We start from the raw sequence: 16,496 nt of genomic DNA on the forward strand, positions 1-16,496 counted from the left end.
CATCTGCTTCACGAGGAAGCCCGTCACCATCGGTGGCGGGCTTCTTCCGTTCGAAGAACGGGCTTTGCTTCTCACCCACGCCGACCCCTGATGATCCAGTAGGCTTTGCAGCGGAACCGACGTTGGGGGTGCGCAGTGAGTCCGAGCGATCGTGGATCGGCTGCGCCCCGAGTGGTCCTCGTGACCGGAGCGAGCCGGTTCCTCGGCGGCTACCTCGTCACCAGGCTGGCCCAGAATCCGAACATCGAGCGTGTCATCGCCGTCGATGCGGTCTCTCCGAGCAAGGATCTGCTGCGCCGCATGGGGCGCGCGGAATTCGTCCGCGCCGACATCCGTAATCCGCTGATCGGCAAAGTGATTCGCAATGCCGGCGTCGACACCGTCGTGCACGCAGCCACCGTCGCCAAGCCCCCGAAATCCGGTGGACGCGCGACGATGAAGGACCTCAACGTCATCGGCGCGATGCAGCTGCTCGCGGTCTGCCAGAAGTCACCGACCGTCGAGCGGGTCGTACTGCGTTCGTCGTCCTCGGTGTACGGCTGCAGCGCGAAGGACCCGGTGAAATTCACCGAGGAGATGAGCGCCCGACGCCCCCCGAGCGGTGGGTACGCGCGGGACTCGATCGACATCGAGGGATACGTGCGCGGTCTCGGGCGTCGACGACCGGACATCGCGGTGTCGATCCTGCGCATGGCACCGCTGATCGGTCCACGACTGAACGGCACCATCTCGCGCTACATGACCTCGCCGCTCATCCCCAGCATCGTCGGTCGCGACGCGCGCATGCAGTTGTTGCACGAGGAAGACGCCCTGGCTGCGCTCGAGCGCGCGACTCTCGGCGGGTCGGCAGGCACGTTCAACATCGGAGCCGACGGCACGATCATGCTCTCCCAGGCGATTCGCCGAGCAGGCCGCGTTCAGGTGCCGGTACCGTTTCCGCTGTTCAAGAGCGTCGGCCGCGCCCTGATGGGCGGCATGATGCGCGAGTTCACCACCGAGCAGCTCGACTACTTCCATTTCGGCTGTGGACTCGACACCACCCGGATGCGGTCCGTCCTCGGCTTCGAGCCGCGGTGGACCACGGTTCAGGCGTTCGACGACTTCGTCCGAGGCGCAGCGCTGCGGCCGGTCATCAGAACCGAATGGGTGGACAGCGTCGAAGATCGACTGGTCTCGGCCGTCGAAACGGGCGCGTCCACGGCGCGTGCCCTGGCAGCGCTGCGCAGTTCGGGAGGGGACAGGTGAGCGACGTGGCCAAAGTGATTCCATTGCACGGCGGCACGTCCGGCCGCTCGGCCCGCGCGGCTGCGGGCTCGCGTGAACGGCACCCCTCCGCCTACGCCGATCCTCGAGAGCCGACGCCGTTGCTCGACCCGGCTCCCGCCGACGCGTCGGCTGTGACGCCGTCGATCCCGACTCCGTTGCTGTCGATGATCGACGACACCAAGTCCACGATCGTCGACCAGATCTCCTCGGTCGCCGAGTTCGTACGCAGGCGTCTGGCCGGTGACTACAGCGTCGACGAGTTCGGCTACGACCCGCACTTCGCCGACGCGGTCTGGCTCCCGTTGCTGCGGCCGCTGTTCGACAAGTGGTTCCGCGTCGAGGTCAAGGGCATCGAGAACATCCCGTCCGACGGCGGTGCGCTCGTCGTCGCCAACCATGCTGGTGTCATCCCCGTCGATGCGCTGATGGCGTCGGTCGCCGTGCGCGATCACCACCCGGCGCACCGGCCTCTGCGAATGTTGGCCGCCGACATGGCATTCGAGATGCCCGGCGTCGGTACGATCGCGCGCAAGGCCGGGCACACGCTCGCGTGCAACCCCGACGCCGAGCGTCTGCTGCGTACCGGCGAGGTCGCCGCCGTGTTCCCCGAGGGGTTCAAGGGCATCGGCAAACCGTTCAGCGAGCGCTACAAGTTGCAGCGATTCGGTCGCGGTGGATTCGTCTCGGCCGCTCTGCGGACGGGTGTGCCGATCATTCCGTGCTCGATCGTCGGCTCGGAAGAGATCTACCCCAAGATCGGCGACATCGCACCACTGGCTCGGTTGATGGGCATGCCCTACTTTCCGGTCACGCCGTTCTTCCCGCACCTGGGCCCGCTGGGTCTGATCCCGATGCCGTCCAAGTGGTACATCGAGTTCGGCAAGCCGATCCCCACCGATGGATACGACTCCACCGCCTTCGAGGATCCGATGGTGCTGTTCGAGTTGACCGACCATGTACGCGAAACCATTCAGCACACGTTGTATCGACTGCTGGCCAAGAGGCGCAACGTCTTCTTGGGTTAGACGCTCGGGTTATCGTGTGGCAGTGCATATTCGCGAGACTTCCGCTGCCGATCTACCCGAGATTCTCGACATCCACAACGATGCGGTCGCCAACACCACCGCCATCTGGGACGAAGAACAGGTCGATCTCGCCGACCGCACGGCCTGGTTCGAAGGACGGATCGCCGCCGGGTACCCCGTCCTGACGGCCGAGGTCGACGGACGGGTGGCCGGATACGCGTCGTACGGGCAGTGGCGGGTCAAGAGCGGCTACCGGCACTCGGTGGAACACTCGGTGTACATCCACCGAGATTTCTACCGTCGCGGGCTGGCCAGTGCGCTCCTGAGCGAGCTGATCGAGCGAGCGAAAGCACACGACATACACGTGTTGGTGGGGTTCATCGAGTCCGAGAACACCACGTCGATCGCTCTGCACGAGAAGTTCGGATTCGTCACCGTCGGACAGATGCCGCAGGTGGGCGTCAAGTTCGGTCGGTGGCTCGACCTGACGCTGATGCAGCTCACGCTCTGATCGCCGTCACCCGGACGGATCAGGCCTTGCGACGGCCGATCACCGCAGCCAGCCCGCCGCCCACCGCGCCCAGGGCCAACGCCGTGGGCACGCCGATCTTGGCGGCCTTGCGTCCGGTGCGGTAGTCGCGGATCTCCCAGCCCCGGTTCTTGGCCAGCTCACGCAGATCGGTATCGGGGTTGATCGCCACGGCGGTACCGACCAGCGAGAGCATCGGCACGTCGTTGTGGCTGTCCGAATATGCGGTGCAGCGCTTGAGATTGAGACCTTCACGCACCGCGAGCGAGCGCACCGCGTGCGCCTTGCCGATGCCGTGCAGGATGTCGCCGACGAGGCGGCCGGTGAACACCCCGTCCTTGCTCTCGGCGACCGTTCCGAGGGCCCCGGTCAGGCCCAGGCGCTTGGCGATGATCTGGGCGAGTTCGAGGGGAGTGGCCGTCACCAGCCAGACCTGCTGACCGGCGTCGAGGTGCATCTGGGCGAGAGCCCGGGTACCGGCCCAGATCTTGTCGGCGATCATCTCGTCGTAGATCTCTTCGCCGAGCCTGGTCAGCTCCGAGGTGGGACGTCCGGTGATGAACGAGAGCGCTTTCTCCCGTCCGCTGGCCACGTCCTCGCTGTTCTCTTTCCCGCTGACCCTGAATTTGACCTGCTGCCAAGCGAATTGGGCCAGATCACCGCTGGTGAAGTATTTGCGTGCGGCCAACCCGCGAGCGAAGTGAATGATCGACGCGCCCTGCACCATCGTGTTGTCCACGTCGAAGAAGGCCGCAGCAGTCAGATCCCGCGGAACGGCACCCTCGGACTCGATCTGCAACGCCAGGGCGGCATCGGCACTGGCCTGGCCTGCAACGTTGGCGCGAACCTCGGCGTCGGTCGGACCGAACGGATTGCGGATTCTGCGGATGCGGCGCTTGAACTGCTTGTCCTGGCTCGGATCGTTCGTATCGACCATGTCGATATCTGGCGTGTCCTCGATCGGCAGGTCTGGTCCCCCGTCACTCACTTCCGTCCTCCTCCCAGTCGAGTCGCTCGCCGCAAGCCTAGTCGGGGTCGCCCGGACGCAGGCGAAGGGCAGCACTCGACGCCCTCGTCCGGACCCGGGACTGTGACCTTCGTCTCCGTTGCCGTCGTGTCACAGTGGACGGATGCAGACGACACCCACCGGCGTGGCTCTTCTCACCCGCGCAGGCTGCCATTCCTGCACTCACGCGTTCGAGGTGTTGAGCGAGGTGTGCCGTGAATTCGACGTGGCAGTCACCGTCGTCGACGTCGACGAGGCGGCAGCGGAATCGCCTGACCTGCGTGCGGAGTACGGGGATCGAGTGCCCGTGGTGCTGCTCGACGGCATCGAACACAGTTACTGGGAGGTAGACGTGCCGCGGTTGCGGGCCGATCTCGCCCGTGCAGGGCACCCTAAGAACGTGTGATTGCTCTCGCGTGTGCAGGTGAGGGCCGGTGTGCGCAACTTTGTTCATTCGTTCACAAGCAGTTACCGTGGTGTGAACAGCGTCCGTGAAATAGACACGAACGCAGGATCAGCGTGAAGACCGGCATCGACGCCGTTCGGACGAGGAGCCCCAGACGTGACCGAAGAGCGCCCGTCGCCCAGCGGCGTAGAGCGGGTCATTCCTCAGGCTACGGTCACCCGTCTGGCGACGTACCTGCGGGTCCTCTCGATCCTCGCAGACGAGGGCGTTCTCATCGTCTCCAGTGAAGAACTGGCCACCGCGGCAGGCGTCGGATCGGCGAAACTGCGCAAGGATCTTTCTTTTCTCGGCCCCAACGGCGTTCGCGGAGTCGGCTACGACGTGGCCCGCCTGCGCGCCAAGATCGACAGTGCACTCGGACTCGATCGCGGCCACCGCGTCGTGTTGGCCGGAGTCGGCAACCTCGGGCAGGCGCTGGCCGGCTACGGCGGATTCGCTCGACGCGGCTTCACGATGGTCGGGCTCTTCGACAGCGACTCCGCGCGGGTGGGCACCGACATCGACGGCCTCACCGTCCGGCACGTCGACGAACTCGCGGTCGCCTGCCGCGAACTCGAAGCCACCATCGGCGTCATCGCCACCCCCGACGAGGCCGTGCACAGCGTCGCCGAGAAGCTCGTCTCGGGCGGCGTCGAGTGCATTCTGAGTTTCTCGCCGATGGTTCTCGACGTCCCCGAACACGTCGAGGTGCGCCGCGTGGACCTGGCGGTGGAGATGCAGGTGCTCTCCTTCAACAGCTCTCGCAACGTCTCCGTGCCTGCCGATATCGCCGCTCCGGCCATCGTCACCGCGCCCCGACCGCAGCCGGTCTCGCCGCCGCCTCTCACGTCGTCACCGCTCGCATCGTCACCGCTCACGTCCACGGCACGCCTCGGCCGCAGTCACGGCCCGCGTATCGCCGGCAATCCAAGCCCAGTCAACAGTTCGACAAGAAACGGATCGGTGATTGCACCGTGAGTGTCCTTCTCGTCGGGATTTCGCACCGTAGCGCTCCCGTCGCAGTCCTCGAGCGTGTCGCCATCACGGACACCGACCGCCCGAAACTGACCGACAAGCTGATGGCCAGCGGAAGCATTTCCGAGGTCATGGTGGTGTCCACCTGCAACCGCGTGGAGATCTACGCCGTCGTCGACGCCTTCCACGGCGCGCTGACCGCCGTCGGCGAAGTTCTCGGTGAGCACTCCGGGCTCGAGATCGCGGACCTGACCAAGCACGCCTACGTCCGCTACAGCGAGGCTGCCGTCGAGCATCTCTTCGCCGTGGCCAGTGGCCTCGACTCGATGGTCATCGGCGAGCAGCAGATCCTCGGCCAGATCCGATCGGCCTACGCCGCCTCCGACGGGCAGCAGGCATCGGGCCGAGTGATGCACGAACTGGCTCAGCAGGCCCTGCGCGTGGGCAAGCGGGTACACAGCGAAACCGGAATCGACGCCGCCGGAGCCTCGGTGGTCTCGGTCGCCCTCGACCGCGCCGCCGATCTGTTCGACGGTTCCCTCGCCGGCCGCAAGGCCGTCGTCCTCGGAGCCGGAGCGATGGGCGGCCTCGCCGTCGCCCACCTCGGCCGCGCAGGCATCGGCGAGCTGACCGTCGTCAACCGCACTCGCGAGCGTGCCGACCACCTGGCCGAGAACGCCGTCTCCAACGGCATCGCGGCAACCTCGGTCGCCCTGGAGAGCCTGGCCGACGCAGTCGCCGAGGCCGACGTCCTCGTCACCTGTACCGGAGCGGTGGGGGCCGTCGTCTCCATCGCCGACGCTCACCTCGCGCTCGCCCGCCGCGGCTCGGATCGACCGTTGGTCATCTGCGACCTCGGTCTGCCGCGCGACGTCGACGCCGCGGTGTCGGGTCTGCCGGGCATCACCGTCTTCGACATGGAGTCCCTGCAGCGCGATCCCGCCGCCGGTGCCGCGGCGAACGACGCGTCGGCCGCCCGCGAGATCGTCTCCAGTGAACTCTCGGGTTACCTTGCCGGACAACGACTTGCCGAGGTCACCCCCACCGTCACGGCATTGCGCCAGCGCGCTGCCGAGGTGGTCGAAGGTGAGCTGCTGCGGCTCGAATCGCGGCTGCCCGGTCTCGACTCGCCGCAGCGCGACGAGGTGGCGCGCACCGTGCGCCGCGTCGTGGACAAGCTGCTGCATTCGCCCACCGTGCGGGTCAAGCAGCTCGCCAGCACGCCGGGCGGGGATTCCTACGCCGCTGCGCTGCGCGAGTTGTTCGAGCTGAGCCCCGGCTCGGTCGACGCCGTTGCCACGCCGATGGAGATCGGCTCGCTGGAGCTGGTGGACGATTTCACCGCCAGCCGCACCGACCTACGCTCGGACTCTTTCCCCGGCGGCACCACCGGTCAGGAGCGTGCCGAATGACCGGCATCGTCAAGATCGGTACTCGCGGTAGCCTTCTCGCGACCACCCAGGCCGACACCGTTCGGGTGGCCCTCGCGGCAGCCGGAGTCGAAGCGGAACTGGTGATCGTCAAGACTGCAGGCGACCTGTCTGCTGCTCCCGTGCAGACGATCGGCGTCGGTGTCTTCACCGCGGCGCTGCGTGAGGCCCTGGCCGACGGCACCGTCGACATCGCCGTGCACTCGTACAAGGATCTGCCGACTGCGGCCGACGACCGGTTCGTCATCGCCGCCATCCCGGCTCGCGAGGATCCTCGTGACGCCCTGGTCGCCCGTGACGGTCTGGTACTCGGTGAGTTGCCCGCCGACGCGAAGGTCGGCACGTCCGCTCCGCGCCGTATCGCTCAATTGCGCGCTCTCGGACAGGGATTGGACGTTCGGCCGTTGCGCGGCAACCTCGACACGCGGATCGGAAAGGTGGCGTCGGGTGAGCTCGATGCCGTCATCGTCGCCCGCGCCGGACTGTCCCGCATCGGCCGACTCGACGTCGTCACCGAAGCACTCGACCCGGTTCAGTTGCTCCCGGCGCCCGCCCAGGGAGCGCTGGCAGTCGAATGTCGCGTCGAGGACACCGATCTCGTGACCGCGATCGCCACCCTCGACGACGCACACTCACGCGCCGCGGTGGCAGCCGAACGCGGACTGCTCGCCGAACTCGAAGCCGGCTGCACCGCACCGGTCGGCGCGATCGCAGAGGTCGTCGAATCCATCGACGAGGACGGCCGCATCTTCGACGAACTGTCCCTGAGGGGCTGCGTCGCCGCCATCGACGGCAGCGACACCATCCGCGCATCGATCGTCGGATCACCCGACCGAGCCGAGGAGCTGGGCCGAGAATTGGCCCGCGAACTGCTCGATCTCGGTGCGCGCGAACTCGTTTCGGTCACCGAACCAGCGCAGGCCGGTTCTCGGGTACAGGGTGGATCTCATGTCTAGGGCCATAACGGCACCCGTCCGCGGACGCGCCAAACGCACGGCGACCCGTCCCGTCGTACGACGTGAGTCGATCGCCACCGCTCGACTGATTCCGAAACGGGGCACCGCAACCCCGATAGAACTGCAGTACCCACACAAGACAGCACTGGAGAACAACCGATGAGCCCAGTCCGCAAGAACACCAACGGACGGATCCTGTTCGTGGGATCCGGGCCGGGTGACCCGGCTCTGCTCACGGTCCGGGCACGGGAAGTGCTCGGAGCGGCCGAGCTCGCATTCACCGATCCCGACGTCGACAAGGGCGTCACCGCCCTGGTCGGTGCCGACGTTCCGCGTGACCCGGAGACGGGCGAGAACGGTGTCGAGGTTCGTCCGGCACTCGGCGAACCGGCCGAGGTCGCCAAAACTCTTCTCGCCGAAGCCAAGAACGGCCACGACGTGGTTCGCCTGGTCTCCGGTGATCCGCTCACGACCGACTCGGTGATCGCCGAGGTCAGCGCCGTCGCTCGCACCCACGTGCCGTTCGAGGTGCTCCCCGGTCTGCCCGCAGGATCGGCCGTCCCCAGCTACGCCGGAATGGCACTCGGCTCGGGTCACACCGAGGCCGACGTCCGCGGCGAGGTCGACTGGGCAGCGCTCGCTGCTGCTCCGGGCCCGCTGGTGCTGCACGCGACATCGGGTCACCTGGCCGAAACCGCCAGTGCCCTCGTCGAACACGGTCTGGCACCGCAGACGCCCGCGGCCATCACCGTCCGCGGCACCACCCGCCAGCAGCGCACCGTCGAGGCCACCCTCGCCACCCTCAACGACGCCGGATCCGAGCTCGTCGGATCGCTCGTCGTCACTGTGGGCAAGGTCGTCTCGGGCCGAAACAAGATGTCCTGGTGGGAATCTCGCGCACTGTACGGCTGGACCGTCCTGGTGCCCCGCACCAAGGATCAGGCCGGGGAGATGAGCGATCGCCTCGTCACCCACGGAGCGATCCCCATCGAGGTCCCGACCATCGCCGTCGAGCCCCCGCGTAGTCCGGCGCAGATGGAACGCTCCGTCAAGGGCCTGGTCGACGGCCGCTACCAGTGGGTCGTCTTCACCTCCACCAACGCCGTGCGCGCCGTGTGGGAGAAGTTCGAGGAGTTCGGCCTGGACGCTCGCGCGTTCTCGGGCGTCAAGATCGCCTGTGTCGGCGAAGCGACCGCGGCGAAGGTGCGCTCGTTCGGCATCAACCCCGAACTGGTGCCCTCGGGTGAGCAGAGCTCGCTCGGACTGCTCGAGGACTTCCCGCCGTACGACGAGGTCTTCGACCCGGTCAACCGAGTGCTGCTGCCCCGTGCAGACATCGCCACCGAAACTCTCGCCGAGGGTCTGCGTGAGCGGGGCTGGGAGATCGACGACGTCACCGCCTACCGCACCGTCCGGGCGGCACCGCCCCCCGCCGAGACCCGCGAGATGATCAAGACCGGCGGCTTCGACGCAGTGTGCTTCACGTCGAGCTCCACCGTCCGGAACCTGGTCGGCATCGCCGGAAAGCCGCACGCTCGCACACTGGTGGCGTGCATCGGCCCCAAGACCGCCGAGACGGCTGTCGAATTCGGTCTGCGCGTGGACGTGCAGCCCGAGTCGGCACAGGTCGGACCGCTGGTCGAGGCTCTCGCCGAGCACGCGGCTCGCCTGCGGGCCGAGGGTGCACTGCCCCCGCCGCGAAAGAAGTCGCGCCGCCGGTAACTCGGCCGCGGATCTGACGATCGGCACACCCGGTCCGTAAGGAGTTCGCTTGTTCCCCACCGACCGTCCCCGACGCCTGCGCCGCACCCCGGCACTGCGTCGACTCGTGGCCGAGACCTCGCTCGAGGCACGGCATCTGGTGCTGCCGATGTTCGTGGCCGACGGCATCACCGAGCCTCGGGCGATCAGCTCGATGCCCGGGGTGTACCAGCACACGCTGGATTCGCTGAGCGCTGCGGCCGAGGAGGCCGTCGCGGCCGGCGTCGGCGGCGTGATGCTGTTCGGAGTACCGAGGGTCGAGGACAAGGACGAGACCGGCTCGGGCGCAACCGACCCGGACGGAATTCTCAATCGGGGTCTGGCGCGGCTGAAGGCCGACCTCGGGGATTCGACCGTCATCATGGCCGACACCTGCTTGGACGAGTTCACCTCCCACGGGCACTGCGGAGTCCTGGGGGAGAACGGTTCCATCGACAACGACGCCACCCTGCTCCGCTATGTCGACATGGCCGTCGCGCAGGCGGAGTCCGGTGCGCACCTGCTCGGACCCAGCGGAATGATGGACGGGCAGGTCGGTGCCATCCGCGCCGGACTCGACGCTGCCGGCCACGTCGAGGTCGGTCAGCTGGCGTACTCGGCGAAGTACGCCTCGGCGTTCTACGGACCGTTCCGCGAAGCAGTGGGGTCCTCGTTGCAGGGCGATCGCCGGACATATCAACAGGATGCGGCCAACCGCCGCGAGGCCACCCACGAGGTGGAACTCGATCTCGCCGAGGGCGCCGACATGGTGATGGTCAAGCCGGCGATGTCGTATCTCGATATTCTTCGCGACGTCGCCGAGATGTCACCGGTTCCGGTTGCGGCGTACCAGATCTCCGGGGAATATGCCATGATCACCGCCGCCGCGCAGAACGGGTGGATCGACCGCGACGCAGCGGTACTGGAATCGCTCGTCGGCATTCGGCGCGCCGGTGCCGACGTCGTACTGACCTATTGGGCTACCGAAGTGGCGGGCTGGTTGTGAACGAATATCCTCCGAACAACAACCCCGACAGCAACACACCGGGCAACCCGCCGCCGCAGCCGGATTGGCAGCGCTGGGAAATGGAACACGGGTTTCCGCAGACCGGCCCGGAGCTCGAGCCGACCCCGCGTCCGGCCCCCGTCGACGTCGAGACCGCACGCCACCTGTGGTGGGGAGTGGCGCTGATCGGCGCGATCTCGGCGCTGTTCTCGGTGTGGACGCTGTTCGGGGCGCGCGAGGAATTCGCACAGTCGCTACTCGACGATCTCGCAGCGCAGGACGCGGCCGCCGACATGACGGTGGAGTCCACGCAGTCGATGGTGACGGTGATGCTCGTCGTCACGGTGTTCGTCGTGCTCGGTTTCGGGGCGTTGTTCCTGTTCTGGGTCAAGCGAATGCGTGCGGGCAAGATGTGGGCGCGCATGCTGCTCACCATCATCGGATCGTTCACCGTGTTCACCACGATCCTCGAGCTGTTCTCCATTGCGTCGAGCTCGGGTGCGATGAACATCGTGATGAGTGTGCTCGGCATCGGCCAGGGTGTGCTGGCAGCCGGGGCGATCTACCTGATGCATCGTCGGGAATCCAACGAATACTTCGTCGCCGCTTCGGGAAAACGATAATTTCGGCGTGTTCTCGGTGTCGGTACCGACTGTGTGACTAGCATCACTGTCGATATCTTCTCGAGTGATCGGATCCGACATGGCAGAGAACACCCCTGCAGCAGCGAGCATCACGCAGCCGACCGCAGCACCGGCTGTCGATCGCGAGCCCTGTCCCGCCGAGAGCGGTCGCCCCGGCTTAGCACTGCTCGGACTGTTGCTCGCCGTATCGGCCGCCATCGCGATCATGGCTCTGGGAATCTCTGCAGGCTGAGCGCGTCGCGGCGGCGGGACAGAATCTCTGCCGGCCGAACGCACCTCTCGCCCACGGTGGCAGGATGTCTGGCGTGAGCGCAGACACCGACGCACCGATCGCCCGTACCCGAGTGGTTTCCGCCGCCTACTGGCTGTGGTTGGCCTCGGCGGTGCTGCTGATCGTCGTGTGCATGATCGCCCTGACGCTCCCCGCCGACCAGATCCGCGCGTCGTTCACCACCGGCGGTGCGACGGACGAACAGATCGATTCCTTCCTGACGGTGTTTCGTGGACTCGGCGTGATCTTCGGAGTGGTCGGCCTGGCCGTCGGTTTGATGTCGGGCCCGGTTCGCGGTGGAGATCGCAGGTTCCGACGCGCCCTCGTGGCTCTGTCCGGAGCCGTCGCGCTGCTGCTGACGTTCTCCGCGTTGGTGTTTCCGTTCGTGCTGCTGGTGATCACCGTCGCGCTGGTCGTCGCAGCCGTTCTCGTCTATCGGCCGTCGGCGCGGGAGTGGTTCGTCCGTGAGCAGTGAGATGAACAGTGACATGAACAGCGAGACTCCCATCGACGATCCCGTGCTCTTCCACGAGCCCGGTGGTCGGTGGCGCATGTTGGCGTGGGGGCCGGTGTTCTGCCTCGTGGTCCTCGCGGTCGAACTCGCATCCGGCCCGGTGATCCACTGGTTCGCCCTCGCACTGTTCTCGCTGATCCTCGTCGGTCTCACATACGTCCAGCTGCGTGCCGCGCGGATGCACGTGAGCGTCGAACTCACCACGCGTCGGCTCAGGCAGGGAACCGAGACCGTCGATCTGGACGAGATAGACGACATCCTGCCGCCTGCGGAGTACGCCGACGGTGACTACGAGCCGAAGAAGTGGGAGACCGCGCGGGTACTCGGGGAGCTGTCGGGTGTACCGCGCAAGCGTCACGGCATCGGGCTGCGTCTGGTGGGCGGCGGACTGGTGCAGGCGTGGGCGAAGGACGACGACGGGTTGCGTGCGGCCCTCGAAACGGCGAAGCGGGAGTACCTGTGAGGAAGTCCCTCGGGTGGGCGGAGCTGGTATGTGCTCTGCTCGCGGTGATCGGAGCTGTGGCGTGCTGGAACGCGGGCGTGCGCACCACCGAGTTTCCCGCGGTTCCCGATGTGTCCCCGGCGTATTCGGGGACGTTCTACTCGGGCTCCTGGATCGCGCTGGCCGCGCTGGCCGTCATCGTGGCCGGACTGCTGATGGTCGACGGCGTTCGTCGAGTCGCGTCGAAGTAGCGCACCCCCTACCGGGTAGGGGTATGCTCGGCGTTATGAGCAGCTACAGCGCCGAGCAGGACGACCTGCTGAAGCGATTGCGTCGTATCGAGGGCCAAGTGGCCGGGATTTCGAGAATGGTCGCAGACGACCGCTATTGCATCGACGTCCTGACCCAGGTGTCCGCGGCGACTAAGGCTCTGCAATCGGTCTCGTTGAAGCTCCTCGACGCCCACCTCGCCGGATGCGTCGTCGAGGCCGCGAGGCAGGGCGGACCCGAGGCGGACGCGAAAGTGAAAGAGGCGTCCGAGGCCATCGCGCGCCTGGTTCGTTCCTGACGAAGAGGGGAAGATTTCGGATGCAGACGACATATTCGGTCGAGGGCATGACGTGCGGGCACTGTGCGGCGTCGGTGAAAGAAGAAGTATCGGAGATATCGGGAGTCACCGGCGTCGACGTCGATGTGGATTCCGGTGCGGTCGTGGTGAGCAGCGACTCGAAGCTCGATACCGCGACGGTGGACGCTGCGGTCGTCGAAGCCGGGTACCGACTGGTGTCCTGAGCACGACTGCGCTCCGTCGGTGGTTCGGAAGTCGTGAAAACGGTGATACCGGAAGAATGGGACTTACCGAACATCGTCAGGAGCGCTCGTGAAGAAACCGGTCACCGGCGCAGCGGTCATCGCCATCAGCGTCGCCCTGGTAGCGGCCTGTTCGGCGGACACCACCGGACAGGGAGGTAGTGCAGAGTCGACCGAGTCGCCCGCGACCTCGTCGTCGCCGGGCTCTTCTTCCGAAGCTGCTCCCTCCCCGGGCGCGCCCGCCGGGCCGCTGCCGAACCTGTCGGTCACCACCGTGCTGGATGGCCTCGACAAACCCTGGGACGTGGTGGTTGCTCCCGATGGCACGGTGCTGACCGGAGAGCGCTCCGGCCGGTTCGTCATCCGCGACTCCGCAGGAGTCCAGCGTGAACTGAGCGCGGACCTCGGCGATCTCTACGCCGCCGGTGAGACCGGGCTCATGGGTATCGCACTGGCTACCGATTTCGAGTCCTCTCGAACCGTGTTCACCTGCCAGGGGCGCCAAGGTAGCGGCGAGAACAGCATTGCCGTCGTGTCGTGGACCGTCGATCCGGGGTGGACGGCCCTGACGAGAACCGGCACTCTCGTCGACGACATTCCTGTCGCCGACGGCGGGCGTCACGGTGGCTGCCGCATCCTGGCTCATCCCGACGGCACGCTGTACATCGGCACCGGGGACACTGCGAGCCCCGGTGTTCCTCAGGATCGAAACTCACTGGGCGGCAAGGTGTTACACGTCAACGCCGACGGCACCGCCGCAGCCGACGCACCGGATCGCATCTTCACTCTCGGTCATCGCAATGTGCAGGGACTGGCGATCCGTCCCGGAACCGATCAGATCTTCGAGGTGGAGCAGGGGACGAGCCGAGACGACGAGCTGAACCTGCTGGTGCCGGGCGGCAACTACGGTTATCGCCCCGATCGACGCCCGTCGGTCTACGACGAATCGGTCCCCATGACCGACCCCGATCGGGTTCCCGGTGCCCTGCCTGCAGTGTGGAGTTCGGGTGATCCGACCATCGCCACCCCCGACGTCACGTTCACCGACGGTGAGCAGTGGGGCTCCTGGAACGGTGCCGCGGTGATCTCGAGCCAGCAGGGCGAGAAGCTCGTCTTCCTGGCATTGTCGGTAGATGGAACCGAGTACGTCGCCGAGGCGGAGGCACTGGACGGCACCTACGGCAGGCTGCGCTCGCTGACCCCCTTCGGAAGCGACGGCGGCTTCCTGCTCACCACCGACAACGGATCCGACGATCAGGTACTGCTCGTCACGCCCGAGGTCGGTTGACCCGAGGTTGCCGTCACTGTGGGTGAGCTGGGATCACGGTGGACTCGTTCTGCAGCCCGGCACCGAATTGCGTCGTGAGTCGGCAAGCATCCTCTGGAGTGTGTTTAAGATCATGTGATATCGGTCATATCGGACCGGTCGTCGATCGTCGTCAGGAGTGTGGATGAACAAGCTGGTGTCCAGTTCCGGAGTAATCGCCGCCAGCGTCTTCCTGACGCTCGCCGGTACCACTACCGCGACGGCGCAGGCCGATCCTCTCCCCGATCTGACGGTCACCACAGTGCTCGACGGACTCGCGAAGCCGTGGGATGCGGTGGTCGCGCCCGACGGAACGGTGCTGACGGGCGAGCGTTCCGGGCGGTTCGTGATCCGCGACGTCGACGGTGCCACCCGCGAGCTCGCCGCCGACCTCGATGACCTCTACGCGTCCGGTGAAACGGGCCTCATGGGCATCGCGCTGGCGACGGATTTCGCCGCATCTCGAACCATCTACACATGCCAGGGCGTGCAGGGCTCCGGAGGCGGCACCGGTAGCGCGGGAACCGGCAGTGCCGGCGGTGGCAGCGACAACCACATCGCCGTCCTGTCGTGGACCGTCGACCCGGAGTGGACCGCTCTCACGCGCACCGGCACCCTCGTCGACGACATTCCTGTCGCCGACGGCGGGCGTCACGGTGGCTGCCGAATTCTCGCTCATCCCGACGGCACCCTGTACGTCGGGACCGGAGACACGGCGTCGCCGACGGTTCCGCAGGATCGGAACTCGTTGGGCGGCAAGGTTCTGCACATCGATGCCGACGGTTCGGCGGCTGCGGGATCACCGGATCGCATCTTCACCCTGGGACATCGAAACGTGCAGGGCTTGGCGATTCGTCCCGGCACCGATCAGATCTACGAGGTGGAGCAGGGGACGAGCCGAGACGACGAGCTGAACCTGCTGGTGCCCGGCGGCAACTACGGATACCGCCCCGATCGACTTCCGTTCATCTACGACGAGTCGGTGCCGATGACCGATCCCACTCGTGTGCCCGGTGCGCTCGCAGCAGTATGGAGCTCGGGCAGTCCCGCCATCGCCACGCCCGGTCTGACCTTCGCGAACGGCGCGGGATGGGGCTCCTGGAACGGAGCCGCGGTGATATCGAGTCAGCAGGACGAGAAGCTCGTGTTTCTCAAGCTCTCCGAGGACGGGACGGAGTACGTCGACGAGGCCGACGCCCTGGTGGGTTCCTACGGTCGACTGCGCTCGCTCACCAGCTTCGGCGACGACGGGGCTTTCCTGCTGACCACCGACAACGGATCGAACGACAAGGTTCTGCTCGTCACCCCCGCTGCCGACTGATGTGCGGCCCCGAGGTCGTCGAGACCGTTCACCGCAGAATCGGACGTAGGGCACTGTTCGGGTCGTTGGGGGCCGCCGCGTTGACCGTTGCGACGGCCGGTGCCGTGCGCGCCGAACCGGTTGTCGCGTCGGCTATTCCGGCGGGCCGACTGATCGACCTGACGCACACTCTGAGCCCGACGTTTCCGGTGTGGCCGGGCAGCGAACCGTTCTCGATGCGGCCGGTCGCCGCCTACGAGTTGGGCGGCTTCCTGGTGAACAAGCTCTCGTACTGGGAGCACACGGGCACGCACATCGATGCCCCGGCGCACCGTGTCCGTGGCGGCGCGACGGCCGATGTCCTGCCGCTGGAGGATCTGATCGCCCCGCTGGTCATGGTTGACATCTCGGCCAGGGCCGCGTCGGATCCGGACGCCGTGGTGACAATCGAGGACATCGCGCAATGGGAGCGTGAGCACGGCCGAATTCCGGATCGCGCGTTGGTGGTGATGCACAGTCGCTGGCAGAACAGGCTCGCCGAGCCTGCTGCTCCAGGCTTCGGCGGCGAGGCGGCGCAGATGTTGGTGCAGGAGCGCAACATCGTCGGAATCGGGGTCGACACGCTCAGCCTCGACCGGATGAACGACCGCGAATACCCCGCTCACACAGCGGTTCTCGGGGCAGGCCGCTACGGAGTCGAAGCGCTCGCGAAACTGGAGGCGGTGCCCCCGGCAGGGGCGACGGTCGTCGTCGGCGCACCGAAGCACGCGGGCGCGACCGGCGGTCCCTGCCGGGTTTTCGCGGTAGTTCCCGGCTGAACCCAGCTACGCG

Annotated in this window: 21 protein-coding genes; 20 read left to right on the plus strand and 1 reads right to left on the minus strand. The window is 66.8% G+C overall.

Going from position 1 to position 16,496, the window contains the following annotated elements:
• Positions 1 to 135 precede the first annotated feature (135 nt).
• From CH271_RS03915 to CH271_RS03925, 3 genes are read left to right on the plus strand one after another with little or no spacing between them, the layout of a single operon-like run.
• Positions 136 to 1,245 carry an NAD-dependent epimerase/dehydratase family protein gene (locus CH271_RS03915; RefSeq protein WP_230596131.1) on the plus strand — a complete coding sequence of 370 codons (1,110 nt, stop codon included), beginning with the start codon at positions 136 to 138 and terminating at the stop codon, positions 1,243 to 1,245.
• Positions 1,242 to 2,291, plus strand: a complete 1,050-nt coding sequence (locus CH271_RS03920; RefSeq protein WP_037186946.1) for a lysophospholipid acyltransferase family protein — start codon at positions 1,242 to 1,244, stop codon at positions 2,289 to 2,291. Before CH271_RS03915 ends, CH271_RS03920 begins: the two co-directional genes overlap by 4 nt.
• Positions 2,292 to 2,313: 22 nt before the next feature.
• On the plus strand, positions 2,314 to 2,802 hold the full coding sequence (locus tag CH271_RS03925; RefSeq protein WP_094632777.1) for a GNAT family N-acetyltransferase: 489 nt from the start codon (positions 2,314 to 2,316) through the stop codon (positions 2,800 to 2,802).
• A 19-nt stretch (positions 2,803 to 2,821) separates the two neighbouring features.
• Here the strand turns inward: CH271_RS03925 and CH271_RS03930 are convergent, their stop codons facing one another.
• The gene (locus CH271_RS03930; protein ID WP_052047400.1) at positions 2,822 to 3,757 is read right to left on the minus strand and encodes an HAD family hydrolase; all 936 of its coding nucleotides are present in this window, start codon (positions 3,755 to 3,757) and stop codon (positions 2,822 to 2,824) included.
• A 193-nt stretch (positions 3,758 to 3,950) separates the two neighbouring features.
• On the opposite strand from CH271_RS03930, the gene CH271_RS03935 reads away from it, so the two are divergent.
• The 17 genes from CH271_RS03935 (at position 3,951) to CH271_RS04010 (ending at position 16,483) form a co-directional block, all read left to right on the plus strand.
• The gene (locus CH271_RS03935; RefSeq protein WP_037186951.1) at positions 3,951 to 4,232 is read left to right on the plus strand and encodes a glutaredoxin family protein; all 282 of its coding nucleotides are present in this window, start codon (positions 3,951 to 3,953) and stop codon (positions 4,230 to 4,232) included.
• Positions 4,233 to 4,388: 156 nt separating this feature from the next.
• Complete coding sequence (locus CH271_RS03940) at positions 4,389 to 5,249, plus strand: redox-sensing transcriptional repressor Rex (protein WP_094632700.1); 861 nt, start codon at positions 4,389 to 4,391, stop codon at positions 5,247 to 5,249.
• On the plus strand, positions 5,246 to 6,658 hold the full coding sequence (locus CH271_RS03945; protein WP_094632701.1) for a glutamyl-tRNA reductase: 1,413 nt from the start codon (positions 5,246 to 5,248) through the stop codon (positions 6,656 to 6,658). Before CH271_RS03940 ends, CH271_RS03945 begins: the two co-directional genes overlap by 4 nt.
• 5 nt (positions 6,659 to 6,663) lie before the next feature.
• Complete coding sequence (gene hemC, locus CH271_RS03950; protein ID WP_094632778.1) at positions 6,664 to 7,632, plus strand: hydroxymethylbilane synthase; 969 nt, start codon at positions 6,664 to 6,666, stop codon at positions 7,630 to 7,632.
• On the plus strand, positions 7,625 to 7,795 hold the full coding sequence (locus tag CH271_RS28680; protein WP_155289207.1) for a hypothetical protein: 171 nt from the start codon (positions 7,625 to 7,627) through the stop codon (positions 7,793 to 7,795). Before hemC ends, CH271_RS28680 begins: the two co-directional genes overlap by 8 nt.
• Positions 7,792 to 9,354, plus strand: coding sequence for a uroporphyrinogen-III synthase (locus CH271_RS03955; RefSeq protein ID WP_037186964.1), 1,563 nt, complete (start codon positions 7,792 to 7,794; stop codon positions 9,352 to 9,354). The genes CH271_RS28680 and CH271_RS03955 overlap by 4 nt, the downstream gene beginning before the upstream one ends.
• Positions 9,355 to 9,403: 49 nt before the next feature.
• A complete protein-coding gene (hemB, locus tag CH271_RS03960; protein ID WP_094632702.1) occupies positions 9,404 to 10,378 on the plus strand; it encodes a porphobilinogen synthase in 975 nt (324 codons plus the stop codon).
• The gene (locus tag CH271_RS03965; RefSeq protein WP_094632703.1) at positions 10,375 to 11,001 is read left to right on the plus strand and encodes a hypothetical protein; all 627 of its coding nucleotides are present in this window, start codon (positions 10,375 to 10,377) and stop codon (positions 10,999 to 11,001) included. The genes hemB and CH271_RS03965 overlap by 4 nt, the downstream gene beginning before the upstream one ends.
• 79 nt (positions 11,002 to 11,080) lie before the next feature.
• Positions 11,081 to 11,254, plus strand: coding sequence for a hypothetical protein (locus tag CH271_RS28685; RefSeq protein ID WP_179274738.1), 174 nt, complete (start codon positions 11,081 to 11,083; stop codon positions 11,252 to 11,254).
• A gap of 73 nt (positions 11,255 to 11,327) precedes the next feature.
• A complete protein-coding gene (locus CH271_RS03975) occupies positions 11,328 to 11,768 on the plus strand; it encodes a hypothetical protein (protein WP_094632705.1) in 441 nt (146 codons plus the stop codon).
• Positions 11,769 to 11,781: 13 nt separating this feature from the next.
• Entirely contained in the window at positions 11,782 to 12,270 is a 489-nt protein-coding gene (locus CH271_RS03980; RefSeq protein WP_037188665.1) for a hypothetical protein, read from the plus strand.
• The gene (locus tag CH271_RS03985; RefSeq protein WP_037186977.1) at positions 12,267 to 12,500 is read left to right on the plus strand and encodes a hypothetical protein; all 234 of its coding nucleotides are present in this window, start codon (positions 12,267 to 12,269) and stop codon (positions 12,498 to 12,500) included. Before CH271_RS03980 ends, CH271_RS03985 begins: the two co-directional genes overlap by 4 nt.
• Before the next feature lie 35 nt (positions 12,501 to 12,535).
• The gene (locus CH271_RS03990) at positions 12,536 to 12,817 is read left to right on the plus strand and encodes a metal-sensitive transcriptional regulator (RefSeq protein ID WP_037188667.1); all 282 of its coding nucleotides are present in this window, start codon (positions 12,536 to 12,538) and stop codon (positions 12,815 to 12,817) included.
• Positions 12,818 to 12,837: 20 nt separating this feature from the next.
• On the plus strand, positions 12,838 to 13,041 hold the full coding sequence (locus tag CH271_RS03995; protein ID WP_037186980.1) for a heavy-metal-associated domain-containing protein: 204 nt from the start codon (positions 12,838 to 12,840) through the stop codon (positions 13,039 to 13,041).
• Positions 13,042 to 13,129: 88 nt separating this feature from the next.
• Complete coding sequence (locus tag CH271_RS04000) at positions 13,130 to 14,347, plus strand: PQQ-dependent sugar dehydrogenase (protein WP_256986208.1); 1,218 nt, start codon at positions 13,130 to 13,132, stop codon at positions 14,345 to 14,347.
• Between the two features lie 163 nt (positions 14,348 to 14,510).
• Positions 14,511 to 15,686 carry a PQQ-dependent sugar dehydrogenase gene (locus CH271_RS04005; RefSeq protein WP_094632706.1) on the plus strand — a complete coding sequence of 392 codons (1,176 nt, stop codon included), beginning with the start codon at positions 14,511 to 14,513 and terminating at the stop codon, positions 15,684 to 15,686.
• On the plus strand, positions 15,686 to 16,483 hold the full coding sequence (locus tag CH271_RS04010) for a cyclase family protein (RefSeq protein WP_094632707.1): 798 nt from the start codon (positions 15,686 to 15,688) through the stop codon (positions 16,481 to 16,483). The genes CH271_RS04005 and CH271_RS04010 overlap by 1 nt, the downstream gene beginning before the upstream one ends.
• The last annotated feature ends 13 nt before the right edge of the window (positions 16,484 to 16,496 follow it).

The sequence above is a fragment of the Rhodococcus sp. 05-340-2 genome, from assembly GCF_002258915.1.
Lineage (GTDB): Bacteria > Actinomycetota > Actinomycetes > Mycobacteriales > Mycobacteriaceae > Rhodococcoides.

Excerpts from the sequence above, each read along its gene's own strand:
- CH271_RS03990 (WP_037188667.1), top strand. The coding sequence starts at position 12,536 with ATGAGCAGCTACAGCGCCGAGCAGGACGACCTGCTGAAGCGATTGCGT.
- CH271_RS03995 (WP_037186980.1), top strand. The coding sequence starts at position 12,838 with ATGCAGACGACATATTCGGTCGAGGGCATGACGTGCGGGCACTGTGCG.
- CH271_RS04005 (WP_094632706.1), top strand. The coding sequence starts at position 14,511 with ATGAACAAGCTGGTGTCCAGTTCCGGAGTAATCGCCGCCAGCGTCTTC.
- CH271_RS28680 (WP_155289207.1), top strand. The coding sequence starts at position 7,625 with ATGTCTAGGGCCATAACGGCACCCGTCCGCGGACGCGCCAAACGCACG.
- CH271_RS28685 (WP_179274738.1), top strand. The coding sequence starts at position 11,081 with ATGGCAGAGAACACCCCTGCAGCAGCGAGCATCACGCAGCCGACCGCA.
- CH271_RS03935 (WP_037186951.1), top strand. The coding sequence starts at position 3,951 with ATGCAGACGACACCCACCGGCGTGGCTCTTCTCACCCGCGCAGGCTGC.
- CH271_RS03955 (WP_037186964.1), top strand. The coding sequence starts at position 7,792 with ATGAGCCCAGTCCGCAAGAACACCAACGGACGGATCCTGTTCGTGGGA.
- CH271_RS03930 (WP_052047400.1), bottom strand. The coding sequence starts at position 3,757 with ATGGTCGATACGAACGATCCGAGCCAGGACAAGCAGTTCAAGCGCCGC.
- CH271_RS03980 (WP_037188665.1), top strand. The coding sequence starts at position 11,782 with ATGAACAGCGAGACTCCCATCGACGATCCCGTGCTCTTCCACGAGCCC.
- CH271_RS04010 (WP_094632707.1), top strand. The coding sequence starts at position 15,686 with ATGTGCGGCCCCGAGGTCGTCGAGACCGTTCACCGCAGAATCGGACGT.